Source organism: Saccharothrix sp. S26 (assembly GCF_021390395.1).
Lineage (GTDB): Bacteria > Actinomycetota > Actinomycetes > Mycobacteriales > Pseudonocardiaceae > Actinosynnema.
The window spans coordinates 61,756-84,045 of sequence record NZ_JAJUWT010000020.1; the positions used below are offsets into that span (position 1 = coordinate 61,756).

Consider the following 22,290-nt stretch of genomic DNA (forward strand, 5'->3'; position numbering starts at 1 on the left):
CCCCGAGTTCAACGTTCAGGTGCGGTTCCGGGTTGAGTTCGGGCGGCTCGGTGGTTGAGTCCGGCTCGATTTGACATGGGGCCCGTACGGGCACTCCAGGCAGGCCAAAGCCGGCAGGCCCGGCGGGGAAAAGCGTCCCGCCAGGCCTGCCGGCTTCGACCAGCCTAAAGCACCCGAACCCATGTCAAATCGGGCCTCGGTGGGCTGGTTCCGGGTCCGTTGTGGATGGTGGGTCGGGTGGGTGTGGGTGGTTGTTGGTGTGGGGTTAGTGGTGGGTGGTCAGGGCTTGGGGGAGGGGGTCGTAGCGGGTGAAGTGGCGGGTGTAGGTGCCGGTGCCCGAGGTCAGGGAGCGCAGTTCCACGGCGTAGCGCAGCAGTTCGGTGGCGGGGACTTCGGCGTGGATGATCGTGTAGCCCTGGCTGTCCGCTTCGGTTCCCAGGACGCGGCCTCGGCGGCTGGAGAGGTCGCCCAGGACGGTGCCCAGGTGCTCGTCGGGGAGGCGCACGGTCACTTCGTCCACTGGTTCGAGCAGACACGTTCCGCCGTTGGTGGCGGCGTCCTTCAGGGCCAGGGCGCCGGCGGTTTGGAAGGCGGCGTCCGATGAGTCGACCGAGTGGGCCTTGCCGTCGACCAGTGTCACGCGGACGTCCACGACGGGATGGCCGCCTTGCAGGCCGCGTTCGAGTTGGGCGCGCACGCCCTTCTCGACGCTGGGGATGAACTGGTTCGGGATCGCGCCACCCACGATCTTGTCCACGAACTCGAAGCCGGAGCCGCGCGGTAGCGGGTCGACGACGATGTCGCACACGGCGTACTGGCCGTGGCCGCCGGACTGCTTCACGTGCCGGCCGTGGCCCTTGGCCTGGGCCGCGAAGGTTTCCCGCAAGGCGACGCGTACCGGCTCGGTGTCGACTTCGGCGCCACCGGCGCGCAGGCGGGCCAGCACGACGTCCGCGTGGGCCTCGCCCATGCACCACAGCACGAGCTGGTGGGTCTCGGCGTTGCGCTCCAGCCGCAGGGTCGGGTCGCCGGCCACCAGTTTGGCCAGGTTGCGCGCCAGGTTGTCCTCGTCGCTGCGGCTGCGCGGGACGACGGCCACCGGCAGCAGCGGTTCCGGCATGTCCCAGGGGGCGACCAGCAGCGGCTTCTCCGGGGCGGACACCGTGTCGCCCGTTTCAGCGGAGCCGAGCTTGGTCAGCGCGCACAGGTCGCCCGCCACGCAGTACGGCACCTCGCGCAGGTTCGCACCCAACGGCGAGTAGACGTGCGCGACCCGTTCGTCCACGTCGTGGTCCTCGTGACCGCGGTCGGCCATGCCGTGACCCGACACGTGCACCGGCCGTTCCGGGCGCAGCGTCCCGGAGAACACGCGCACCAGGGACACGCGGCCGACGTACGAGTCGACCGCCGTGCGCACGACCTCGGCCACCAGGGGGCCGTTCGGGTCGGCTTCCAGGCGGGGCTGGGGGATGCCGTCGACGCCCGTCACCTCGGGCAGCGGGTGTTCCAGGGGTGAGGGGAACGCGCGGGCGATGCCGTCGAGCAGTTCCGGCAGGCCGAGGCCGGTCAACGCGCACACCGGCATCACGGGGTGGAACGAGCCGCGGGCGACGGCGGTCTCCAGGTCCGCGACGAGCGTCGCCTGGTCGATCTCCTCGCCGCCGAGGTAGCGGTCCATCAGGGTCTCGTCCTCGCTCTCCGCGATGATGCCCTCGATGAGCGCGTTGCGCTGCTCCTCGAAGCGGGGGTCGTCGGTGGTGAGCAGGTTGACCAGGCCGTCGCCGTCGGGCAGGTAGAGGGGGACCACGCCGGCGCCGAACGCCTCCTGGCACGAGGCGATCCCACCGGGCACGTCCGCGCGCTGGTGGTCGGTGCGGGCGACCACGACGGCGCGCGGCATGCCCACCACCGCGCACTCCTCCCACAGCGCGACCGTGGCCGGGTCGACGCCTTCCGCCGCGCCGACCACGAACAGCGCCGCGTCCGCCGCGCGCAGGCCGGCCCGCAGCTCACCGACGAAGTCCGCGTAGCCGGGCGTGTCGATGAGGTTGATCTTGATGTCGCCGTGCTGGATCGGGGCGACGGCGAGACCGACCGACCGCTGCTGGCGCACCGCGGCGGGGTCGTGGTCGCACACCGTGTTGCCCTCGGTGACCGAACCCGGTCGGGTCAGCACGCCGGTGCTGGCGAGCAGGGCCTCGGCGAGCGTCGTCTTGCCGGAGCCGGACGGGCCGACCAGCACGACGTTGCGGACCTTGGCCGGGTCGTCCACAGCGACCGCGCCTGCCGAGTGGCCGTTGTCGGAGTGTTTGCTGCCCATCGGGACCACCCTCCACAAGTATTTAGTGTCCGATCTCACACCCGTCGGCCGTGGTGGACAACCCCAACCGGCCACACCCAACCCGGCAGGAGGAATCCGGGCGAACGTCGTGACCGGTTGCCGTGCCACCGGCGGCCGCCCGGCTGTTCCAACGGGTGGCGTACGCCACTACCTGCGGAGGGAGGGAAAGTGGCCTGCCGAGATCGGGCTGGATTGGCATGCTTCGGCGGTCCACGTCGGCCGTACCATGAGCGGTGTTCGCCCCCTACTTCGAGAAAGGCTGGTCGTGACCACTTCACCCGACGCCGGCACCCAGGTCACCGGCACTTCCCGCGTCAAGCGGGGCATGGCGGAGATGCTCAAGGGCGGCGTGATCATGGACGTGGTCAACGCCGAGCAGGCCAAGATCGCCGAGGACGCGGGCGCCGTGGCCGTCATGGCGCTGGAGCGGGTGCCCGCCGACATCCGCGCGCAGGGCGGCGTGTCCCGGATGAGCGACCCGGACATGATCGACGGCATCATCGACGCGGTGTCGATCCCGGTGATGGCCAAGGCCCGCATCGGCCACTTCGTCGAGGCGCAGGTGCTGCAGTCCCTCGGCGTGGACTACATCGACGAGTCCGAGGTGCTGACCCCGGCCGACTACGCCAACCACATCGACAAGTGGCAGTTCACCGTGCCGTTCGTGTGCGGTGCGACGAACCTGGGCGAGGCGCTGCGCCGCATCACCGAGGGCGCGGCGATGATCCGCTCCAAGGGTGAGGCCGGCACGGGTGACGTCTCCAACGCCACCACGCACATGCGCAAGATCCGCGCGGAGATCCTGAGGTTGCAGAACCTGCCCGCCGACGAGCTCTACGTCGCGGCCAAGGAGCTCCAGGCCCCGTACGAGCTGGTCCGCGAGGTGGCGGAGGCGGGCAAGCTGCCGGTCGTGCTGTTCACCGCGGGCGGCATCGCCACGCCGGCCGACGCGGCGATGATGATGCAGCTCGGCGCGGAGGGCGTGTTCGTCGGCTCGGGCATCTTCAAGTCCGGCAACCCGGCGCAGCGCGCGGAGGCGATCGTGAAGGCGACGACCTTCTACGACGACCCGGACGTGATCGCGAAGGTGTCGCGCGGCCTCGGTGAGGCCATGGTCGGCATCAACGTCGACGAGATCCCGGAGCCGCACCGCCTGGCCGAGCGCGGCTGGTAAGGCCCATCCGACCGCGGCCCACCGGGGACTCCCGGCGGGCCGCGGTCGTGGCGTTCACGGGGTCGGGGGCGTCGACGGCTGGTCCGCCACCCGGACGAGCAGGTCGCGCAGGTAGCCGGCCAGCGGCATGTCCTGCTCCTTCGCGCGCCGGCGCAGGACCTCGATGTGCATCGGTCGAACCGGCGCCTGGCTGGATCGCTCGAACGCGTGGGTCAGACGTGCTCCGAGACCAGCAGGGCGGACGTGCCCGGTTCGAGTGCCTGGGCGGTGTGCGGGATGTCGCCGGGGTAGAGCAGGTAGTCGCCGGGGCCCAGTTCGACCGGTTCGGCCCGCGGTCCGGCCAGCATGCGGCCGCTGCTGACGATCACGTGCTCCACGGTGCCCGGCATGTGCGGTTCGGAGTCGCGCGGTGGGCCCGGTTCCAGGTTGAGCAGGTAGATGTCCCGGCGCGCGCCCGGTGGGCACGAGGCCAGCAGGGTCGCCGTGTAGTGGGCTCGTTCGGAGTAGATCGCCGGGCCTTCGCCCGCGCGGATCACCCGGACGCGGGGCGTGGGCGGGTCGACCAGGCGCGAGAACGGCACGCCCAGCGCCACGCCGAGCGCCCAGAGGGTCTCCACGCTGGGGTTGCCGCTGCCCGACTCCAGCTGCGACAACGTGGACTTCGCGATGCCCGCGCGCTTGGCCAGCTCGCTCAACGACAGCCCGACGCGTTCCCGCTCGCGGCGCAGCGACGCGGCGATGACGTCGAGCGGCGCGCCTGTGTTCGACATGACAGTCCAATCGTTCGGCTTGACGAACACTCTCCCTGGTGTTCATCGTAAGAGACGATGCGTTCGACATGGCGAACCCTTGATGCCGAGCTGCTGCGTGACGTCGCCGCGGTGGCCGCCGGCGCCGCGGTCAGCGGCGCCTCGTTCGGCGCGATCTCGACCGGCGCGGGCCTGCCCTGGTGGTTGCCCGTGGTGATGTCGCTGCTGGTCTTCGCGGGTGGCTCGCAGTTCATGGCGGTCGGCGTGGTCGCCGCGGGCGGCAGTCCCGCGGCGGCGGTGCTGGCGGGGCTGCTGCTCAACGTCCGGCACCTGCCGTTCGGCCTGGCGGTCGGCGACGTGCTCGGCAAGGGCCTCGTGCAGCGGCTCGTCGGCAGCCACCTGCTGATCGACGAGACGACCGCGTTCGCGCTGGCCCAGAGCGACCCGCGCAAGGCCAAGGCCGCCTACTGGTCGTGCGGCGTCGCGCTGTTCCTCGCCTGGAACGTCGCCGTGGTCGCGGGCGCGCTGGTCGGCCGGAACATCGGCGACCCGGCCGCCTTCGGGCTGGACGCGGCGTTCCCGGCGGCACTGCTCGCGCTGCTGCTGCCCGCGCTCAAGGACAGGGCCACCCGGCACGCCGCGCTGCTCGGCGCGGCCATCGCGCTGGCCACCACGCCGTTGCTGCCCGCGGGCGTCCCGGTGCTGGTCGCGCTGGGCGGCCTGCTGGTCACCGCACGACAGGGGGAGAAGGCGTGACGCTGGCCGCCGTCCTGGTGCTCGCCGCGGGCACGTACGCGTTCCGCCTGGCCGGGCCGCTGCTGCGCGACCGCCTGACGCTGTCCGAGCGGGTGAAGCTGCTGATGTCGACCTCGGCGACCGTGCTGCTGTTCGCCCTGGTGGCGACGTCGTCGCTGACCAAGGGTCAGGGGTTCGCGGGCCTGGCGCTGCCCCTCGGGGTGCTGGTCGGCGGGGTGGCCGCGTGGCGCAAGGCGCCGTTCGTGGTGGTGGTCGTGCTGGCCGCGGCGACCACGGCCGGCCTGCGGTTCGTCGGCGTGCCGTAACGGCCTACAAGTACTCCCTCAGCCGGGCGGCGAGCTCATGGCGGTCCTGCCTCGCGTCGGGGTCCGGCTCGGGGCCGCCGGGCTTGCCCGCCAGCACGTCGCGCACGAACCGCGCCACCTCACCCGGCGGCGGCACGAGCGGCGGGCCGAAGTGCGCCAGCGTGATCGGCTTCTCCGCCGGGTCCGTCTCCACCGCGATCGACCAGCCTCGCCGCTCGTTCCACAGCAGCATCAGGTCCGGCCCCGGGCCCTCCAGCCCGAGGTAGGCGGTGGCGGTGTCGCTGACCTCGAACTCGGTGCCCTCCGGTGGCACGCCGACCTCCTCGGCCACCGCCCGGACGTACCGGGCCAGCCCGAGGCTGATCACCGCGCTGTCGTCGCTCTCCGCCATTCCCCGACCTCTCCCTGGGCTCATCCGGCGATCGGGGCGGTGAGCCACGTCTCCGGGATGCCGAACGCGTCCACCAACGTGCGCGCGTGCGGGCGCAGCCTGCCGCACAGCTCGTTGACCGCCTGCGACACCGCCTTGGACCGCTGCGGCGACAGCCGGCCGTGCTCCAGGAACCACGCCCGGTCCGCCTCGATCGTGCTCAACGCGTACAGGTCGCACACCTGGTCCAGCAGCGCCGTCGCCTCCGGGTCCGCGCACCGGTCCACCGCCGCCACGAACGCCTCCAGCACGACCCGGTCCACGTGGACGCGCGCGGCGTGCAGCACGTGGTCCTGCGCGGCGTTGAACACGTCGAACGCGTCGTCCCGCGAGGCGCGCCGCAACCGCCGCGCCAACCCCTCCAGCACGTGCTTCTCGCGGTCCTCGAACTGCCGCACCTGCCAGCCCCGGTCCAGCAACGCGTCCGAGCTGCCCGACACCAGCCGGTCGATGATCGCCCGCGCCGCCGTCCGCTCGATCACCACGCCCACCGCCTGATCGGCCACGAACCGGATCATGCCCCACTGGTCGAGGTCGCCGACGTGGTCGCGGTAGCTGGTCAACAGCCCCTTCGCGACCAGTTGGAGCAGCACGGTGTTGTCGCCCTCGAACGTGGTGAACACGTCCGTGTCCGCCTTCAACCCGGCGATCAGGTTCTCCGACAGGTACCCGGCCCCGCCGCACGCCTCGCGGCACGTCTGGATGGTCCGCGTGGCGTGCCAGGTGGCCACCGCCTTGAGCCCGGCCGCCCGCGACTCCAGCTCCCGCTGCTGCCGGTCGTCGGCCACGTCGTGCAGCGCCGAGACCATCTCCTCCTGCGCGAAGTGCAGCGCGTACGTGGTCGCCAGCGCGGGCAGCAGTCGCCGCTGGTGCGCCAGGTAGTCCAGCACCACGACCTCCTCACCGGTGTCGGGTCGGGTGAACTGCCGCCGCGCGTCGCCGTAGCGGATGGCCAGCGCCAACGCCTTCTTCGTCGCGCTGCCCGCGCCGCCCGCCACGCTGATCCGGCCGCGCACCAACGTGCCGAGCATGGTGAAGAAGCGGCGGCCGTCGCCCTCGACCGGGCTGGAGTACGTGCCGTCCGCCGCCACGTCGCCGTACCGGTTGAGCAGGTTCGCCCTGGGCACGCGCACGTGGTCGAACCACAGCCGCCCGTTGTCCACGCCGTTCAGCCCGGCCTTCGGCCCGCAGTCCTCGATCCGCACGCCGGGCATCGGCGCGCCCGTGTCGTCCCGGATCGGCACCAGCAACGCGTGCACGCCGTGCGTGACGCCACCGGTCACCAACTGCGCGAACACCACCGCCATCCGCCCGTCACGCGCGGCGTTGCCGATGTAGTCCTTGCGGGCGGACGGGTCCGGCGTGTCGACCACGAACTCCTCGGTGTCCGGGTCGTAGGTCGCCGTCGTCCGCAGGTGCTGCACGTCGGAGCCGTGCCCGGTCTCGGTCATCGCGAAGCAGCCGGGCAGCTCCAGGCTCATGATCGCGGGCAGGTAGCGGTCGTGGTGCTCGGCCGTGCCCAGCGCCTGCACCGCGCCGCCGAACAGGCCCCACTGCACGCCCGCCTTGACCATGAGCGACAGGTCGCCGAACCCCAGCACCTCGAACGCGACCACCGAGCCGCCCACGTCGTCGTGCCCGCCGTACCGGGCGGGGAACCCGGTCAACGGGTGGCCGCCGGCGGCCAACGCCCGCAGCTGCTCCAGCACCCAGGCCCGGTACTCCTCGCGCTCGAGGTCGGGCGCGGGCTTCAGCTCGCCGAGCAGGTCCATGGAGCGGCGGCGCAACGACGCCCACCGGCCGTCGAGCAGCTCACGCAACGCTTCGGTCCCCATGGTCATTGTTAACACAGCCTCACGTCACCGGCTCGACGGCCACCCCCTCACGGCCCACTTCGCGCCGATGACGTCCATGGCCGGCTCGACCGGGCAGTGGTACCGCGTCCTGCGCACGTTCATGCACCACGAAGCACGTACTGGTCGGCTCCGACCGCGGGTGTTCGACTGACCGCGTGATCATCGAGTGCACGGGTCGCCGGGTGCCCGCCGACCGCGTCGGGGCGTTCGAGGCCGCGTTCCGCCGCGCCCGAGTGCCACGACTTCGAGCTGACCCGTGCCGTCGCGGGACTGGGGCACCGTGCGGCGGTGGCGGGGCCGACGGCCCGCGTCACGCACGGCGGTCGGTGTCGGTGGGGGGCACGGTGTGCTTGCGGACGTGCTGGAACAGCAGGTTGGTCTGCACCTCGCTGACCTCGCGGCGGGTGGTGAAGCGGTCCAGCACCAGGCGTTGCAGGTGGGCCGTGTCGGCGACGGCGACGTGCACCAGGAAGTCTTCCGGGCCGGCCACGTGCGACAGCGCCAGCACCTCCGGCAGGGTCAGCACGTAGTCCATGAACGGCTCCACGATCGCCCTCGTGTGCGGGCGGACCCGGACCGCGATGATCGCCTGCACCGGCCGTCCCATCGCGGCCAGGTCGACCTCCGCGTGGTAGCCGGTGATCACGCCCCGCTCGCGCAGCGACCGGTGCCGGACCACGCACGTGGAGGCGGCCACGTTGACGCGGTCGGCCAGCTCCTTGTTGGGCAGCCGAGCGTCCTTCTGCAACTCCTGCACGATCGCCGCGTCCACCGAATCCAACACGCCGAACCCCTCTCGCGGCCGAAGAACCTGCGGAAGTTTCCCGCAGACGCCGACGATACGTCCAAGATTCGCCCATGAAGCGGTTGCGAACGACGGCGGTGCACGGTGGGCGCGACGATCTCGCCGACCTGGGCGTGCACGCCCCGCCGATCGACCTGTCCACCACCTACCCGATCCCGGACCAGCCCGAGGGCGGCCACGCGCTGCAACACCTCGCCGAGGGCGCGGCGCACGCCGCCTCGCCGGTCTACTCCCGGCTGCACAACCCCACCGTGGCCCGGTTCGAGCAGGCCCTGGCCGCGCTGGAGGGCACGTCGGCCGCCGTGGCGTTCGGCAGCGGCATGGCCGCGGTGACCGCCGTCGTGCAAGCGGCGTGCGTGGTGACCGGCAAGCCGCACGTGGTCGCGGTGCGCCCCCTCTACGGCGGCACCGACCACCTGCTGTCGTCCGGCCTGCTCGGCGTGCGCACCACCTACGCGACGGCGGACCGGGTCGCCGACGCGGTCACCCCGCAGACCGGCCTGGTCGTGGTCGAGACACCGGCCAACCCCAACCTGGACCTGCTCGACATCGCCGCCGTGGTCGCCCAGGCGGGCGACGTGCCGGTGATGGTGGACAACACCTTCGCCACGCCCGTGCTGCAGAACCCGGCGGCGTTCGGCGCGACCTACGTGCTGCACTCGGGCACCAAGTACCTCGGCGGGCACGGCGACGTGCTCGGCGGCGTGGTGGCGTGCGCCGAGGAGCACGCCGGGCCGTTGCGCCAGGTCCGGATCATCACCGGGGCGGTGCTGCACCCGCTGGGCGGCTACCTCATGCACCGCGGCCTGGCCACGCTGCCGCTGCGCGTCGAGGCGGCCCAGCGCACCGCCGTCGACCTGGCCGCCCGGCTCGACGCCCACCCCGGCACGGGCCTGGTGCGGCACCCCTCGCTGCCCGGCGCCGACCCGGCGGGCCTGGTCGGCACGCAGCAACGCGGACCGGGCGCGATGCTCGCGTTCACCACCCGCGAAGACCCGGCCGCGGTCGTGCGCAGGCTCCGGCTGGTCACCCCGGCGGTCAGCCTCGGCTCGGTCGACACGCTGATCGAGCACCCGGCCGCGCTGACCCACCGGCTGGTGCCCGACACCGCGCGCGAGGAGTCCGGCGTGCCCGCCAACCTGCTGCGGCTGAGCGTGGGCCTGGAGGACGTCGAGGACCTTTGGGACGACCTCGACCAGGCCCTTTCCGGGCATTGTGAAGAGGATTACATCAAGTCTTCCTCAAGCGATTTCCGGGAGCCCGCCGCGAGCCACTAACGTTCGGCCACCATGACGGAGCAGACGGTCGCGGAGCCCGACGCCGACGGCTACACCAAAGCGCTGTCCAAGCGCCAGGTGCAGATGATCGCCATCGGTGGCGCCATCGGCGTCGGCTTGTTCCTCGGCGCCGGCGGCAAACTCGCGCAGGCCGGCCCGTCACTGGTGTTCTCCTACGCGCTGTGCGGCCTGGCCGCGTTCTTCGTGATGCGCGCGCTCGGCGAATTGGTGCTGCACCGGCCCACCGCGGGCAGTTTCGTGGAATACGCCCGCGAGTTCATCGGACCGTGGGCCGGTTTCACCTCCGGCTGGATGTACTGGGTGAACTGGGCGATGACCGGCATCGCCGAGATCACCGCGGTGGCGATCTACGTGCACCGGTGGCTGCCGGACCTGCCGCAATGGGTCACCGCGCTGATCGCGCTCGGGTTCCTCGTCGTGGTCAACCTGCTGTCGGTGAAGCTGTTCGGCGAACTGGAGTTCTGGTTCAGCGTCATCAAGGTGACCGCGATCGTGGTGTTCCTGTTCACCGGTGTCGCGCTCGTCATCGGTGGCGCGGACGTCGGCGGCAGCGAGGCGGGCGTGCACAACCTGGTCGCGCACGGCGGCATGTTCCCGGCGGGCATCGGCATCGCGTTGATGACGCTGCAAGCGGTCATCTTCGCCTATTCCGCGATCGAACTCGTCGGCATCGCGGCGGGGGAGACCGCCAATCCGCGCCAAGTGCTGCCGAAGGCCATCAACGGCGTGGTGTACCGGATCGGCGTCTTCTACGTCGGCTCGGTGCTGCTGCTCGCGATGCTGCTGCCGTGGAACCTCTACAGCGGCGCGGAAAGCCCGTTCGTGACGGTGTTCTCCGCGCTCGGCGTGGCCGGGGTGGGCGACGTGATGAACGCGGTCGTGCTCACCGCCGCGCTCTCGTCGTGCAATTCCGGCCTCTACTCCACCGGCCGCATCCTGCGCTCGCTCGCGCAGCAGGGCGAGGCGCCCGCGTTCACCGGGAAGATGAACCGCAGGCACGTCCCCTACGGCGGCATCCTGTTCACCTCGGTCGCCTACCTGTTCGGCGTGGTCCTCAACTACCTCGTGCCGAAAGAGGCGTTCGACATCGCCATCGCGGTGGCCTCGCTGGGCGTGGTCGCCACCTGGGCCACGCTGATCTTCTGCCAGTTGCGGCTGCGCCAGGCCGCGTTGCGCGGCGAGGTCGAGCGGCCCTCCTACCGGATGCCCGGCGCGCCCTACACCGGCTGGGCGACGCTGGCCTTCCTCGCGCTCGTCATCGTGCTGATGGCGTTCGCCGGACCCGCCGAGCGCATCGCGTTCTGGTCCATCCCCGTGCTCGCCGTGCTGCTGTTCGTCGGCTGGCGAGCCGTCCGAGCCCGTCGTTCGACCGCCCACCAGGCGGCCGAGCGGGTCGCGGAGCGCGACTAGCGCGTCCGCGGGAAGACCGAACGGCCGGGCGGGTGCCACGAGCACCCGTCCGGCCCGGTCACCTAGGCTGGTGGCAGTTCACCTAGGAGGAAACCCAGCCGTGTCCGTCGTCGGTGTCCTCGCCCTTCAGGGCGACGTCCGTGAGCACCTCGTCGCGTTGGCCGAGTCCGACGTGCTCGCCCGCCCGATCCGCAGGCCGGAGGAGTTGGCCGAGGTCGACGGCGTGGTGCTGCCCGGTGGCGAGTCGACCGCGATCAGCCGGCTGCTGGCCACGTTCGACCTGCTGGAGCCGCTGCGCGCGCGGATCAAGGAGGGCATGCCCGCCTACGGGTCGTGCGCCGGGATGATCCTGCTGGCCGACCGCGTGCTGGACGGGCGGCCCGACCAGCACCAGCTCGGCGGCCTGGACATCGTGGTGCGCCGCAACGCGTTCGGCAGGCAGGTCGACTCCTTCGAGGCCGAACTCGACTTCACCGACGTGGGCCAGGTGCACGCGGTGTTCATCCGCGCCCCGTGGGTGGAATCGGCGGGGTCGGACGTGGAAGTGCTCGCCCGGGTGCCCGAAACGGCCGACGCCGGACAGGCCGCCGGTAGGATCGTCGCGGTTCGGCAGGGGCACGTGCTCGCCACCTCGTTCCACCCGGAACTGACCGGTGACGGGCGGGTGCACCGCCTTTTCGTGGACATGGTCCGTGCCGCGGGCTGAGTATTCGACGGAGGAGAAATGAGCGGCCACTCAAAGTGGGCGACCACCAAGCACAAGAAGGCCGCAATCGACGCCAAGCGCGGCAAGCTCTTCGCGCGTCTGATCAAGAACATCGAGGTGGCGGCCCGCACCGGCGGTAGCGACCCGGACGGCAACCCGACCCTGTACGACGCCATCCAGAAGGCCCGGAAGAACTCCGTGCCGCTGGACAACATCGAGCGCGCCCGCAAGCGCGGCGGTGGCGAGGAGGCGGGTGGCGCCGACTGGCAGACCATCATGTACGAGGGCTACGGCCCCAACGGCGTGGCGGTGCTGGTCGAGTGCCTGACCGACAACCGCAACCGGGCCGCGTCCGAGGTCCGCACCGCGATGACCCGCAACGGCGGCTCGATGGCCGACCCCGGCTCGGTGGCCTACATGTTCACCCGCAAGGGTGTGGTGATCGTGCCCAAGGGCGACGGGCTGAGCGAGGACGACGTGCTCATGGCCGTCCTCGACGCGGGCGCGGAGGAGGTCAACGACCTGGGTGAGAGCTACGAGGTCGTGTCCGAGGCGGGCGACCTGGTCGCGGTGCGCAAGGCCCTCCAGGAAGCGGGCTACGACTACGAGTCGGCGGAGGCGAACTTCCTGCCGTCGGTGACCGTGCAGCTGGAGGCCGAGGGCGCGCGCAAGATCTTCAAGCTCATCGACGCGCTCGAGGACTGCGACGACGTGCAGAACGTCTTCGCGAACTTCGACGTGTCCGACGAGGTGATGGCCGAAGTCGGCTGACCCCCGCCTCCCAGCCCCGCGTCGGCCCGCCGGCGCGGGGCTGTTGTGTGTTCACGCTCCCCGGCTCATGCGGTGTTGACGCGGGCAACGGGCACAATGGCCGGGTGTCGAACCCTTCCGGCCCCTCCGTCCAGGACATCAACCTGCGCAACTGGCTGCTGACCCAGGCCGAGCAGCACGGCCACGCCGTGGTCACCGTGCCCGAGGACGAGGAAGGCGCGGGCTACTCGTTCTCCGTCGGCGCGTGGCGGCGGTTCGGCGTGGCCGAGGCGGTGGTGCTCGGCCTGCCCCCCGAGCACGCCCAGGTGCTCATCCGCGCCTACGTCGACCGCGCCCGGCGGGGTGAGCGGTTCGTGCCCGGACGGCTCTACCACGACTTCTTCGAGGGCGTGCCGGTGACGTTCGAGCGCGTCTTCAAGGGCTTCTACCCGGAGTTCTTCGGCAGCGCGTTCCTGCTCTACGGCAAGGGCGACTTCGCCGCCGTGCAGATCATCCTGCCGACCGCGGACGGCCGGTTCCCGTGGCACCACGACGCGCCGATGGGCTTCGGCGACTGGCAGTTGCTGCTCACCGAGAGCGGTCGGCCGGAGAGCTGGGAGCCGGGCGTCACCGGCCCCTGACCGGCCGTCCACGACCCCTCGGGCCCCGCCGCGCCACGCGGCGGGGCCCGACGCCGTTGTCCGGGAAATGTTGTCAGGAACCGGTTCACCGACCGTGGACAACGCGTGAGGGCTATCACTGTCGGTGTGCGGGTGAGGTCGGGGACCCCGCACGGTGCGAGGGGGAGGTGCGCTCCGCCCCGCGCGGTGGGGGAGCCGCGCGGGGCGGAGCGCACGACAGGCTTGGCCGCGGGGGCCCCGCCCGTGCCAAGGAATGGGCCGTGGGGAGAGCTTCCGATGAGCTCTCCCCGCGGTGGACCGGCCGCTACGGCGTCCGGCCCAGCAGGGCGATCAGCCTGGTCTGGGCGTCCGCGTCGGCGGGCACCGGCACCGGCGGGTCGAACAGCCCGCTCGCCGCCCACCCCTCGGCGTTCGGTTCCACGTAGTCCAGCACCGCCTGGGCGAGGTCCGGGTCGATCCGCTCGTCCACCCCGAGGCCACGGGCCAGGTCCCAGGCGTGCACCGCGAGGTCGGAGGTCATCTGCCAGCCGTACTCCACCGCCGTGGCCTTGCCGTAGCTCAGGTGCACCGGCTTGAGCAGCGCCTTCGGCGCGATCCACGCCTCACGCGCCGCGGCCGCCGCCAGCACCCACGAGTGCAGGGGGTCGTCGCCGAGCTGGTCGCCGTCGAACCGGTCGCCCACCTGCTCGACCGTGCAGCCGGCCAGCAGCTCCGGTGCCCACAGCTGCTCGTGGACCAGGTGGTTGACCAGATCCCGGACCGACCACTCCTTGCAAGGTGTGCCCCAGTCCCACTGCTCGGGGCGCACCCGGCGCACCCGCGAGTCGAACTCCGTCATCGCGCGTCCGTGAGCCTCGATCAGATCCACCCCACGAGTGCACCAAACGTTGAACCGGAGCGCACCCCGAGGCTGTGGAGTAGGCCACTCGGCCGTATCGCGATTTCATCCGGTACACCCGTCCGGCGTAACGTGACCCGGTACGCCGACGGTGACATCGTTGACACCAGGAGGACCACGTGAGCGCCACGAGCGCCGTCTCCACCCCGCAGCGGGGCTTCTTCGGTCACCCCCGAGGACTGTCGACGCTGTTCTTCACCGAGCTGTGGGAGCGCTTCTCCTACTACGGGATGAAGGCGATCCTCGCCTACTACCTGTACCGCTCGGCCGACGAAGGCGCGCTCGGGCTCGACAAGAGCTTCGCGTTGTCGCTGGTCGCCATCTACGGCGCGTCGGTGTACATGTCCGGCGTCGGGGGTGGCTGGCTGGCCGACCGCGTGCTGGGCGCGCAGCGCGCCGTGTTCTACGGCGGCGTGCTGATCATGTTCGGGCACGTCGCGCTGGCGCTGCCGATCGGGCTCGCGGGCGTCTACACCGGCCTGGTCCTGATCGTGCTGGGCACCGGCCTGCTCAAGCCGAACATCTCCACCCTGGTCGGCGGCCTGTACCGCCAGGACGACCCGCGCCGCGACTCCGGTTTCACGATCTTCTACATGGGGATCAACCTGGGCAGCTTCCTCGCGCCGCTGGTGTGCGGGTTCCTCGGTGAGACCTACGACTGGCACCTCGGCTTCGGCGCGGCGGCGGTCGGCATGGCGCTGGGCCTGGTCGTGTACCTGGTCGGGCGGCGCGGCCTGGGCGACTGGGCCTCCGTGCCGCCCAACCCGCTGCCCGCCGAGGAGCGCGGCCGGGTGATCGGCCGGATCGCCGCCGTGGCGCTGGGCGCGGTGGCCGTGGTGGCGCTGCTGGTCGTGCTCGGCGTGCTGGGCGCCGAGGGCGTGATCAACCTGATCAGCCTGGTGTCGGTGCTGCTGCCGATCGGCTACTTCACCGTGATGATCCGCAGCAAGCGCACCACGGAGGTCGAGCGGTCGCGGGTGATCGCCTACGTCCCGCTGTTCATCGCGGCGGCGATGTTCTGGCTGCTGTTCGAGCAGAGCGCCACGGTGATCGCCGCGTTCGCCGACACCAGGGTGGACAACTCGTTCCTCGGCCTGAGCTTCCCGCCGTCGTTCATCCAGTCGATCAACCCCGTGATGATCATCGCGGTGGCGCCGCTGTTCGCGCTGCTGTGGGTGAAGCTGGGCAGGCGCCAGCCCGCGACGCCGCGCAAGTTCGCCTACGCGCTGCTGCTGGTGGGCTTGTCGTTCCTGCTCATGATGGTCGCGAGCCAGGGCGACCCGGCGGTGCGGGTGAGCTTCCTGTGGCTGGTGCTGATGTACCTGGTCATGACGTGCGGCGAGCTGCTGCTGTCGCCGGTGGGCCTGTCGGTGACGACGAAGCTCGCGCCGCGCGCGTTCGCCTCGCAGACCATGGGCCTGTGGTTCCTGGCCACGGCGGCGGGCTCCGGCGTGGGCGCGATCGTGGTCCGGTTCTACAGCGACGAGAACGCGGTGGCGTACTTCGGCGTGCTGGGCGCGGTGGCGATCGGCCTGGGTGTCGCGCTGGTCGTCGGGACCAAGGCCATCCACCGGCTGATGCGGGGCGTCGACTGACGTGAGGCGGTCCGGTGAGGGGCGCGGCGCACGCCCCTCACCGGACCCTCACTCGAACGCCGCCGCGTTGCGCGCGGCCCAGTCGGCGAAGGAGCCCGCGGGGCGGCCCAGCACCCGTTCGACGTCCGGGCTCACCCGCTGCTCCTCGGCCGTCGGCTCGCCGAGGATGTCGAGGGTCGCGTCCGCGATCACCTCGGGCATGAACCCGGTCATCGCGGCCCTGGCCTCGGCCCGGCTCAGCTCCACGAACCGCACCGGCTCGCCCAGCGCGTCCCCGATCGCGGCGACCTGCTGTCGCGGCGTGACCGCCGCCGGTCCGGTCAGCGCGTAGGTCCGACCGCCGTGCCCCGCCTCGCGCAACGCGGCGGCGGCCACCTCGGCGATGTCGTCGGGGTCGATGACGGGCAGCGCCACGTCGGCGAACGGCGCGGCGGCCAGCCGCTGCTCCCGGATCGTGGCGGCCCACGCGTAGCTGTTCGAGGCGAAGCCGCCCGGCCGCAGCACGGTCCACTCCAGGTCCGCGCCCGTGACGGCCTCTTCGAGGTCCGGCTTGTGCCGCCCCGTGCCGACGCCCTGCGACGACAGCAGCACGACCCGGCCGACGCCGCCGGCGCGGGCGAGGTCGAGCACGTCGCGCAGCACGGTGGCGCTGCCGCCGCCGGCCGTGAAGTCGCCCGACGTCAGCAGGAACAACGCGGAGGCGCCGTCGAACGCCGGCTTGAGGCTTTCGGGTCGCGCCAGGTCCGCCCGCACGTGCCGCACGCCTTCGGGCACGTCCGGCCCGGCGATCCGGCGTGACACGGCGGTCACCCGTTCGCCCGCCTCGGCCAGCGTCCGCACCAGGGTGCGGCCGACGTTCCCGGTGGCCCCGGTCACCACGATCATGGTCTCTCCCCGTCTTCGCCGTGTGCTCGGTACGACGGGGGACGCTACTATCCTGGTGATAGTAGGTACCTAGGGGAAAGTAATGGCGGAAGGGGTCGAGTGTGACCAGCGGCACCACGGCCGACCCGGAGTCGGCCTGTCCCATCGCGCCGGTGGTGGACCTCGTGTTCAGCCGCTGGACGACCCCGATCCTGTGGACGCTCAACGAGTTCGGCCGGCAGCGGTTCGGCGAGCTGTCGCGCCGCATCACCACCATCACGCCCAAGGTGCTGACCCAGCGGCTGCGGCAACTGGAGCGCGACGGGCTCGTGGTGCGCACCTACCACGCCGAAGTGCCGCCGCGGGTGGAGTACGAGATCAGCGAGCTCGGGCGCAGCCTCGCGCCGTTGTTCGCGCACCTGGCCGAGTGGTCCGCGCGGAACCTGGCCACTGTGGAGCGGGCGCGGCGGGAGCACGACACCGCGGCACGGACCGGTGGACGCGTAAATCCGCAGTGATGCGGAGAAGGCGCAACGACCCGCCGCGGCGGCGGTGCGGCGGGTCGACGCGCGGTACCAGCATGCACCACATCGCTGTGGCTCAGCTGAGGGTTTCCACGATCGGGTGGTGTTTTTTCACCTCGGTGGCGACGGGGAGCCGGACCGGACCGCGGATGACCCGCGACGGGCGGCGGTGCACCCGGCCCGCCGCCTTCAGGTCGGGGAACCGCCGGAACAGGCCGCGCAACGCCGCCGCGCCCTCCATCCGGGCCAGTCCCGCGCCCAGGCAGTAGTGGATCCCGGACGAGAACGCCAGGTGCTCGCGCACGTCCGCGCGGTCCGGGTCGAACCGGTGCGGGTCGGCGAACACCGCCGGGTCGCGGTTGGCCGCGCCCAGCATGAGCATGATCGGCGTGCCCTTGGGCATCCGAGTGCCCGCGACCTCGGTCGCCTCGAACGGCACCCGCACGGTGTACTGCACGGGCGGGTCGTGGCGCAGCGTCTCCTCCACGACGGCGTCGGCGTAGCCGGGGTCGGCGAGCAGGCGCTCGCGCACCGCGGGGTGGCCGAGCACCTCCAGCACCGAGTTGCCGATCAGGTTCACCGTGGTTTCGAAGCCGGCCACGAGCAGCAGTTCCGTGGTGGCGATGAGGTCCGCCCGCGACAGGTCCTCGTGCGCCGCCAGGACGGACACGATGTCGTCACCGCCGGGGTGCCGCCGCCGGCGCGCGATCAGGTCGTCCACGAACGACTCGAACTCCCGCAACGCCGTCTGCAACGCCCGCATCCCGCGCAGGTCCCGCACGCCGTCGAGCGCGTTGACCAACGCGCTGCCCCACCGGGCGAACGTCGCGTGGTCCGCACCGGGCACGCCGAGCAGGTCGGCGATCACCCGGATCGGCACCTTGGCCGCGAAGTCGCCGACGAGGTCGAACACCCGCCGGTCGGCCACCTCGTCGAGGTACTGCTCGACCACCCGTTCCACGGTGTCGGCCTGCGCCCGCAGCCCGCGCGGGGTGAACCAGGGCGCGACCAACCGCCGCAGGCGGGTGTGGTCGGGCGGGTTGAGCACGAGGAACGACTCCTCGACCGGGTTGATCAACCGCCGTCCGCCGGGCAGGGCCGAGGTGTCCACCGGCGACAACGCGCCCGCCGACAGGGGGCCGAAGCCGGGGTCGCGCAGCAGCCGCGAGGACAGCTCGTGCGAGGCGGTGAGGTACAGCCCCATCCTGGTCGGCACCAGCACGCCCTGCCGGCGCACCGACTCGTACACCGGGTAGGGGTCGCTGGTCGGGCTGAGCCCGAGCAGCCGGGCGGCGGGGTCGCCGAGCAGGGCCTGGGCCCGGACGACGGCGCGCCCCAGGAACAGCACCGTCGCGTTCTTCACCGTGGACGACATGGCACCACGGTGGCGCGAACGCGAGAAGCGTTCAAGCTCCGCTGGTCCGGCGCGCGAAAACCGATCGCCGCGCCGGACCGGGGGCGGCTACCCTCCCGCCCGATGACCACCGTCCTGTGGCTCCTCGGCCCGTCCGGCGTCGGCAAGTCGACGGTCGGCTGGCACGTTTACCGCTCCCTCGACCGCGGATCGTACGTCGACACCGACCAACTCGGCCTGTGCTTCCCGCCGAACGACGGCGACCCGGAGAACCACTTGGTCAAGTCGAGCGCGCTGGGCGCGTTGTGGCCCGAGTACAAGGGTTCCCCGCTCGTCGTGTCGGGCTTCCTCAACACCGCCGAGGAGGCCCGCCTCTACACCGATCGGCTGTCCGGCGCCGACGTCACGCTGTGCCGGTTGCGGGTCGCGCGCGCCGAGCTGCGCGCCCGGTTCCTGGGTCGCGGCTGGCTGCTCGACCTGGTCGACCAGGCGCTCGACGACGCCGACGCGTTGGAGCGCGCGGACTTCGCCGACCTCACCGTGGACACCGACGGCCGCACGCCCGCCGACATCGCGGCGGAGATCCGGGGGAGGTGGACCGCGTGACGGTGCTGTGGATCGCCGGACCGCGTGCGGCGGGCAAGTCGACGGTGGGCTGGTCGCTCTTCAGCCGGCTGACCGCGCGCGCCAAGGCCGGGTACGTCGACCTGGCCCAGGTCACGTTCGCCACGCCGCCGCTGGACGCGGCGGGCCGGGCGCGGCGGCTCGACGCGGTGCGGCGGGTCCACCGGCAAGCCGGGGCGCGGCACCTGGTCGTCACCGGCGACCACGCGGACCTCGTGCCGGGTGCGAAGCTGGCCTGGCTGCACGCGAGCCGCGACCAGCTCGTGGCCCGCCTGCTGCTGCGCGGCGCGGGGCAGGGGCCGCCCATCCCCGGTGACGACCTGCGCGGGCTGGCCGAGGAGGAGTTGCGCCGCCTGGCCGTCCCCACGCCCGCGCCGGCCGCGGCGGACCTCGTCGTGGACACCGACGGCCGGACGGCCACCGCGATCGCGGACGAGCTCCTGGACCGGTTCTTCAGCGGTTGACGACCAGCGACGCCAGCCGCCACGTGCCGCCGTCCGGCGTCCGCCGCGGCGTCTCGGCCGGCGCGAGGTCGGGGAACCGCCGCAGCACGGCGGACAGCGCCACCTGGGTCTGCACCCGCGCGAACGCGGCGCCGAGGCAGAAGTGCGCGCCGTGCGAGTAGCCGAGGTGGCCGACCGACGGCGTGCGCGTGACGTCCAGTTCGTCGGGCGCGTCGTACACGCGCGGGTCGCGGTTGGCCGACACGATCGCGGTCATCACCGGTTCGCCCTTGCCGATCACCACGTCCCCGAAGGTCACGTCCTCGCGCGGGAACCGCGGCACGGTGAGCAACTGCGGGCCGACCCACCGGGTCAGCTCCTCGACCGCGCGGGGCATCAGGCCGGGGTCGGCCCGCAGCGCCGACAGCTGCTCCGGGTGGGCGAGCAGCGCTTCCAGCCCGTTGACGATGAGGTTGGTCGGCGTCTGCCCGGCGATCACGAGCTGCCAGACCAGGGTGACCAGCTCGGCGTCGGTGAAGCGGTCGCCGTCGTCGTCCCGCACGCGCAGCAGTTGGGAGATCAGGTCGTCGCCCGGTGACGTCCGGCGCAGCTCGACGGCCGCGATCGCGCCCTCGATGATCCCCGGGATCGCCGCGACGAACCCCGGCCCGTAGCCGCTCACCACGGCCCTGCCGTACTCGCGCCACCGCGGCCGGTCCCGCGCCGGGATGCCGACCAGCTCGCAGATCACGTCCATCGGCAGCGGGCGGGCGAAGTGCTCCAGGAGGTCCACGGTCGGCCCCTCCGGCAGGGCGTCGAGCAACCCGTCCACGACCTCCTCGATCCGCCGGCGGAACTCCTCCGCCCGGCGCGCGGTGAACGCGGGCGCGGCCAGCCGGCGCAACCGCACGTGCTCGCGGCCGTTCAGCTCGGACATCGTGCGCAGGTACGGCTTGCAGTGCTCCGGGACGCCGGGCAGGCCCAGGAAGCTGTTCGGGCTCAGCTCGAAGCGCGGGTCGGCGAGCATCGCCTTGGCGTCCTCGTGCCGGGTGAGCACCCACGTGTCGCCCATGCCGGGCAACGGCATCCGCGCCACCGGGCAGCGCTCGCGAGCCTCGCCGTACGCGGTGAACGGGTCGAGCAGCACCTCGGGCTGGGTGGGGTCGATCTCGGGGACGGTCAACGCGAACCTCCGGATGTTCGGATCAGATGTTCTCATCATCTGAATGGTGACGGTATCTTGGCCGCACGACGTCTGGCAAACGGGGAGCGTGATGGTGCGGCTGAGCAGGGCGCAGGCGCAGGAGCGCAACCGGGCGCGGGTGCTGGAAGCCGCGCGCGCCGAGTTCACCGACCGCGGCTTCCGCGATGCCAAGGTCGACGCGATCGCGCAGCGCGCCGAGCTGACCCGGGGCGCGGTGTACTCGAACTTCCCCGGCAAGCGCGCGCTCTACTTCGCCGTGCTGGCCGACCTGGCCGAACGCGCCGAGACGCCGTCGAACCCGCAGCGCGGCACCGACCGGCGCGAGGCGCTGGGCGCGCTGGCCCGGGCCTGGGTCACCTCGACCGGCCACGACCCGCTGGCCCGCGACCTCCTGGCCGAGGTGGCCGCCGAGGAGGTGACGCGGCGGCCGTTCGCGCAGCTGCTGAAGCTGGACGCGCTGCTGCTGAGCCTCGCGCTGGAAGCCCTCGACCCGGCCGTGCCGCCGCTCGGCTCGCCGCCCGCCCGGCTGGTCCGGCTGGCCGAGGTCGTGCTGGCCGCCCTGCACGGCGCGAGCGGGCTGGCCACCGCCGCGCCCGGGTTCCTGGAGCCGTTCGACGTGGTCAGCGCGTGCGAGCAGCTCGCCGGGTTGGAGCTCAACGACTGGTGGGCACCGCCTCCCGGCGCGGTGGTGGTGGGGCAGGACCGGCCGTGGACGCCGCCGTCGGCGGTCGACCTGGTGCGCGGGAGCGAGGTGACGCCGGACGAGGACGGCGTGGTGGTCGTGCTGGGGCTCAACCGGCTGGCCGCCGCGGAGGAGGCGGTGCGCAACCACGTGCCGACGACGCTCGTGATGGTGACCGGCACGCCGGGCGAGCTGGCCCCGCTGGCGCGGCTGGTGCTGGCGCGGTTGTGCGTGAGCCTGCGGCAGGCGTTCCCGCCGCGGGCGTGGCCCCGGCTGCGGGTGGTCTGCGACGAGAGCGGTGCGGTGGCGGGCGCGGCGGGCGTGCCGTCGGTGAGCGACGAGACCGAGACCGCGATCCGCGTCGAGGCCGGTCGGGTGGTGGCGCGGGCCGAGGGGTCAGGCGCGGCGCACGCGGTCAGCTCCGGGGCGCGGGTGCGGACCTAGTCACCGGTCGGGCGGGCGCCGGTCGGCGTTCGAGGAGCTTGCGGAAGTCGGCGGGGATCGGGGTGCTGCGCAGCTCCGGCGTGCCGAAGGAGACGTACCGGTTCCAGCCGGTGGCCACCGGCGTGCCGTCGACGTCCGCGTCGAAGCCCATGGTCAGCGTGGTGGTGCCGAGCGTCCGCACCCGCACCGCGATGCGCAGCAGGTCGTCGAACCTGGCCGGGGCGAGGTACCGGATGGAGGTCTCGGCCATCACGAAGTCCACGCCGTGCTTCTCCAACTCCTTGTAGGAGCCCAGCACCGAGCGCAGCGTCTCCACCATGGCGGCCTCGAAGAAGACCGCGTAGCGCGAGGCGTGCACGATCCCCTGGCGGTCGCAGTCGACCGGGCGCACCCGAACCCGGTGCACGTGGGCAGGTCGCGGGTCAGCCATGCCGCCG

At 72.3% G+C, this 22,290-nt stretch carries 23 protein-coding genes; 13 read left to right on the forward strand and 10 right to left on the reverse strand.

Going from position 1 to position 22,290, the window contains the following annotated elements:
* Positions 1–265: 265 nt before the first annotated feature.
* Entirely contained in the window at positions 266–2,320 is a 2,055-nt protein-coding gene (locus LZG04_RS29045; protein ID WP_233822760.1) for an elongation factor G-like protein EF-G2, read from the reverse strand.
* 247 nt (positions 2,321–2,567) lie between these two features.
* On the opposite strand from LZG04_RS29045, the gene pdxS reads away from it, so the two are divergent.
* The gene (gene pdxS, locus LZG04_RS29050) at positions 2,568–3,515 is read left to right on the forward strand and encodes a pyridoxal 5'-phosphate synthase lyase subunit PdxS (protein ID WP_374202909.1); all 948 of its coding nucleotides are present in this window, start codon (positions 2,568–2,570) and stop codon (positions 3,513–3,515) included.
* Between the two features lie 212 nt (positions 3,516–3,727).
* On the opposite strand, the gene LZG04_RS29055 is transcribed toward pdxS, so the two are convergent.
* Positions 3,728–4,285, reverse strand: coding sequence for a helix-turn-helix domain-containing protein (locus LZG04_RS29055; RefSeq protein WP_233822762.1), 558 nt, complete (start codon positions 4,283–4,285; stop codon positions 3,728–3,730).
* 57 nt (positions 4,286–4,342) lie between these two features.
* Between LZG04_RS29055 and LZG04_RS29060 the strand changes: the two genes are divergently transcribed.
* Together LZG04_RS29060 and LZG04_RS29065 are read left to right on the forward strand one after the other, a co-directional pair.
* On the forward strand, positions 4,343–5,020 hold the full coding sequence (locus LZG04_RS29060) for an AzlC family ABC transporter permease (RefSeq protein ID WP_233822764.1): 678 nt from the start codon (positions 4,343–4,345) through the stop codon (positions 5,018–5,020).
* Positions 5,017–5,325, forward strand: a complete 309-nt coding sequence (locus tag LZG04_RS29065) for an AzlD domain-containing protein (RefSeq protein WP_233822766.1) — start codon at positions 5,017–5,019, stop codon at positions 5,323–5,325. Before LZG04_RS29060 ends, LZG04_RS29065 begins: the two co-directional genes overlap by 4 nt.
* 4 nt (positions 5,326–5,329) lie before the next feature.
* Here LZG04_RS29065 and LZG04_RS29070 read toward each other — a convergent pair whose 3' ends face one another.
* From LZG04_RS29070 to LZG04_RS29080, 3 genes are all read right to left on the reverse strand, one after another.
* Positions 5,330–5,716: a DUF6292 family protein gene (locus tag LZG04_RS29070; RefSeq protein ID WP_233822768.1), complete on the reverse strand. Its 387-nt coding sequence runs from the start codon at positions 5,714–5,716 to the stop codon at positions 5,330–5,332.
* Positions 5,717–5,736: 20 nt separating this feature from the next.
* A complete protein-coding gene (locus LZG04_RS29075) occupies positions 5,737–7,596 on the reverse strand; it encodes an acyl-CoA dehydrogenase (RefSeq protein ID WP_233822771.1) in 1,860 nt (619 codons plus the stop codon).
* Between the two features lie 325 nt (positions 7,597–7,921).
* The gene (locus tag LZG04_RS29080; RefSeq protein WP_233822773.1) at positions 7,922–8,395 is read right to left on the reverse strand and encodes an Lrp/AsnC family transcriptional regulator; all 474 of its coding nucleotides are present in this window, start codon (positions 8,393–8,395) and stop codon (positions 7,922–7,924) included.
* A 74-nt stretch (positions 8,396–8,469) separates the two neighbouring features.
* Between LZG04_RS29080 and LZG04_RS29085 the strand changes: the two genes are divergently transcribed.
* The 5 genes from LZG04_RS29085 (at position 8,470) to LZG04_RS29105 (ending at position 13,221) form a co-directional block, all read left to right on the forward strand.
* Positions 8,470–9,693: a PLP-dependent aspartate aminotransferase family protein gene (locus LZG04_RS29085; RefSeq protein WP_233822775.1), complete on the forward strand. Its 1,224-nt coding sequence runs from the start codon at positions 8,470–8,472 to the stop codon at positions 9,691–9,693.
* 12 nt (positions 9,694–9,705) lie between these two features.
* Positions 9,706–11,124 carry an amino acid permease gene (locus LZG04_RS29090; RefSeq protein ID WP_233822777.1) on the forward strand — a complete coding sequence of 473 codons (1,419 nt, stop codon included), beginning with the start codon at positions 9,706–9,708 and terminating at the stop codon, positions 11,122–11,124.
* Between the two features lie 100 nt (positions 11,125–11,224).
* Complete coding sequence (gene pdxT, locus LZG04_RS29095; protein ID WP_233822779.1) at positions 11,225–11,830, forward strand: pyridoxal 5'-phosphate synthase glutaminase subunit PdxT; 606 nt, start codon at positions 11,225–11,227, stop codon at positions 11,828–11,830.
* An 18-nt stretch (positions 11,831–11,848) separates the two neighbouring features.
* Positions 11,849–12,601 (forward strand): YebC/PmpR family DNA-binding transcriptional regulator, encoded by a 753-nt coding sequence (locus tag LZG04_RS29100; protein ID WP_233822780.1) that lies wholly within the window; start codon positions 11,849–11,851, stop codon positions 12,599–12,601.
* A 104-nt stretch (positions 12,602–12,705) separates the two neighbouring features.
* Positions 12,706–13,221, forward strand: a complete 516-nt coding sequence (locus LZG04_RS29105; RefSeq protein ID WP_233822782.1) for a DUF4262 domain-containing protein — start codon at positions 12,706–12,708, stop codon at positions 13,219–13,221.
* 304 nt (positions 13,222–13,525) lie between these two features.
* Here the strand turns inward: LZG04_RS29105 and LZG04_RS29110 are convergent, their stop codons facing one another.
* Entirely contained in the window at positions 13,526–14,059 is a 534-nt protein-coding gene (locus LZG04_RS29110; RefSeq protein WP_233822784.1) for a TIGR03086 family metal-binding protein, read from the reverse strand.
* Positions 14,060–14,238: 179 nt separating this feature from the next.
* Here LZG04_RS29110 and LZG04_RS29115 point away from each other — a divergent pair, with 179 nt between their 5' ends.
* Positions 14,239–15,714, forward strand: coding sequence for a peptide MFS transporter (locus tag LZG04_RS29115; protein ID WP_233822786.1), 1,476 nt, complete (start codon positions 14,239–14,241; stop codon positions 15,712–15,714).
* A gap of 48 nt (positions 15,715–15,762) precedes the next feature.
* On the opposite strand, the gene LZG04_RS29120 is transcribed toward LZG04_RS29115, so the two are convergent.
* A complete protein-coding gene (locus LZG04_RS29120; protein ID WP_233822788.1) occupies positions 15,763–16,599 on the reverse strand; it encodes an NAD(P)H-binding protein in 837 nt (278 codons plus the stop codon).
* Between the two features lie 101 nt (positions 16,600–16,700).
* Between LZG04_RS29120 and LZG04_RS29125 the strand changes: the two genes are divergently transcribed.
* Complete coding sequence (locus LZG04_RS29125; RefSeq protein WP_233822791.1) at positions 16,701–17,096, forward strand: helix-turn-helix domain-containing protein; 396 nt, start codon at positions 16,701–16,703, stop codon at positions 17,094–17,096.
* An 82-nt stretch (positions 17,097–17,178) separates the two neighbouring features.
* Here the strand turns inward: LZG04_RS29125 and LZG04_RS29130 are convergent, their stop codons facing one another.
* Positions 17,179–18,477, reverse strand: coding sequence for a cytochrome P450 (locus tag LZG04_RS29130; RefSeq protein ID WP_233822793.1), 1,299 nt, complete (start codon positions 18,475–18,477; stop codon positions 17,179–17,181).
* A 102-nt stretch (positions 18,478–18,579) separates the two neighbouring features.
* Here LZG04_RS29130 and LZG04_RS29135 point away from each other — a divergent pair, with 102 nt between their 5' ends.
* Positions 18,580–19,062: a hypothetical protein gene (locus LZG04_RS29135; protein WP_233822795.1), complete on the forward strand. Its 483-nt coding sequence runs from the start codon at positions 18,580–18,582 to the stop codon at positions 19,060–19,062.
* Positions 19,059–19,544, forward strand: coding sequence for an AAA family ATPase (locus LZG04_RS29140; RefSeq protein ID WP_233822796.1), 486 nt, complete (start codon positions 19,059–19,061; stop codon positions 19,542–19,544). Before LZG04_RS29135 ends, LZG04_RS29140 begins: the two co-directional genes overlap by 4 nt.
* Here the strand turns inward: LZG04_RS29140 and LZG04_RS29145 are convergent.
* Complete coding sequence (locus LZG04_RS29145) at positions 19,534–20,742, reverse strand: cytochrome P450 (RefSeq protein WP_233822799.1); 1,209 nt, start codon at positions 20,740–20,742, stop codon at positions 19,534–19,536. The two genes, LZG04_RS29140 and LZG04_RS29145, sit on opposite strands and share 11 nt — an antisense overlap.
* Before the next feature lie 55 nt (positions 20,743–20,797).
* Between LZG04_RS29145 and LZG04_RS29150 the strand changes: the two genes are divergently transcribed.
* Complete coding sequence (locus LZG04_RS29150) at positions 20,798–21,853, forward strand: TetR/AcrR family transcriptional regulator (RefSeq protein WP_233823019.1); 1,056 nt, start codon at positions 20,798–20,800, stop codon at positions 21,851–21,853.
* On the opposite strand, the gene LZG04_RS29155 is transcribed toward LZG04_RS29150, so the two are convergent.
* On the reverse strand, positions 21,825–22,283 hold the full coding sequence (locus tag LZG04_RS29155) for a thioesterase family protein (protein WP_233822800.1): 459 nt from the start codon (positions 22,281–22,283) through the stop codon (positions 21,825–21,827). The two genes, LZG04_RS29150 and LZG04_RS29155, sit on opposite strands and share 29 nt — an antisense overlap.
* Positions 22,284–22,290: the final 7 nt, after the last annotated feature.

What these genes read in the sequence shown, in the direction of transcription:
- pdxS (WP_374202909.1), top strand. Translation starts at nt 2,568, where the DNA reads ATGAGCGGTGTTCGCCCCCTACTTCGAGAAAGGCTGGTCGTGACCACT.
- LZG04_RS29055 (WP_233822762.1), bottom strand. Translation starts at nt 4,285, where the DNA reads ATGTCGAACACAGGCGCGCCGCTCGACGTCATCGCCGCGTCGCTGCGC.
- LZG04_RS29090 (WP_233822777.1), top strand. Translation starts at nt 9,706, where the DNA reads ATGACGGAGCAGACGGTCGCGGAGCCCGACGCCGACGGCTACACCAAA.
- LZG04_RS29130 (WP_233822793.1), bottom strand. Translation starts at nt 18,477, where the DNA reads ATGTCGTCCACGGTGAAGAACGCGACGGTGCTGTTCCTGGGGCGCGCC.
- LZG04_RS29145 (WP_233822799.1), bottom strand. Translation starts at nt 20,742, where the DNA reads ATGAGAACATCTGATCCGAACATCCGGAGGTTCGCGTTGACCGTCCCC.
- LZG04_RS29120 (WP_233822788.1), bottom strand. Translation starts at nt 16,599, where the DNA reads ATGATCGTGGTGACCGGGGCCACCGGGAACGTCGGCCGCACCCTGGTG.
- LZG04_RS29150 (WP_233823019.1), top strand. Translation starts at nt 20,798, where the DNA reads ATGGTGCGGCTGAGCAGGGCGCAGGCGCAGGAGCGCAACCGGGCGCGG.
- LZG04_RS29075 (WP_233822771.1), bottom strand. Translation starts at nt 7,596, where the DNA reads ATGACCATGGGGACCGAAGCGTTGCGTGAGCTGCTCGACGGCCGGTGG.
- LZG04_RS29110 (WP_233822784.1), bottom strand. Translation starts at nt 14,059, where the DNA reads ATGACGGAGTTCGACTCGCGGGTGCGCCGGGTGCGCCCCGAGCAGTGG.
- LZG04_RS29155 (WP_233822800.1), bottom strand. Translation starts at nt 22,283, where the DNA reads ATGGCTGACCCGCGACCTGCCCACGTGCACCGGGTTCGGGTGCGCCCG.
- LZG04_RS29060 (WP_233822764.1), top strand. Translation starts at nt 4,343, where the DNA reads ATGCGTTCGACATGGCGAACCCTTGATGCCGAGCTGCTGCGTGACGTC.
- LZG04_RS29135 (WP_233822795.1), top strand. Translation starts at nt 18,580, where the DNA reads ATGACCACCGTCCTGTGGCTCCTCGGCCCGTCCGGCGTCGGCAAGTCG.
- LZG04_RS29045 (WP_233822760.1), bottom strand. Translation starts at nt 2,320, where the DNA reads ATGGGCAGCAAACACTCCGACAACGGCCACTCGGCAGGCGCGGTCGCT.
- LZG04_RS29100 (WP_233822780.1), top strand. Translation starts at nt 11,849, where the DNA reads ATGAGCGGCCACTCAAAGTGGGCGACCACCAAGCACAAGAAGGCCGCA.
- LZG04_RS29070 (WP_233822768.1), bottom strand. Translation starts at nt 5,716, where the DNA reads ATGGCGGAGAGCGACGACAGCGCGGTGATCAGCCTCGGGCTGGCCCGG.
- LZG04_RS29085 (WP_233822775.1), top strand. Translation starts at nt 8,470, where the DNA reads ATGAAGCGGTTGCGAACGACGGCGGTGCACGGTGGGCGCGACGATCTC.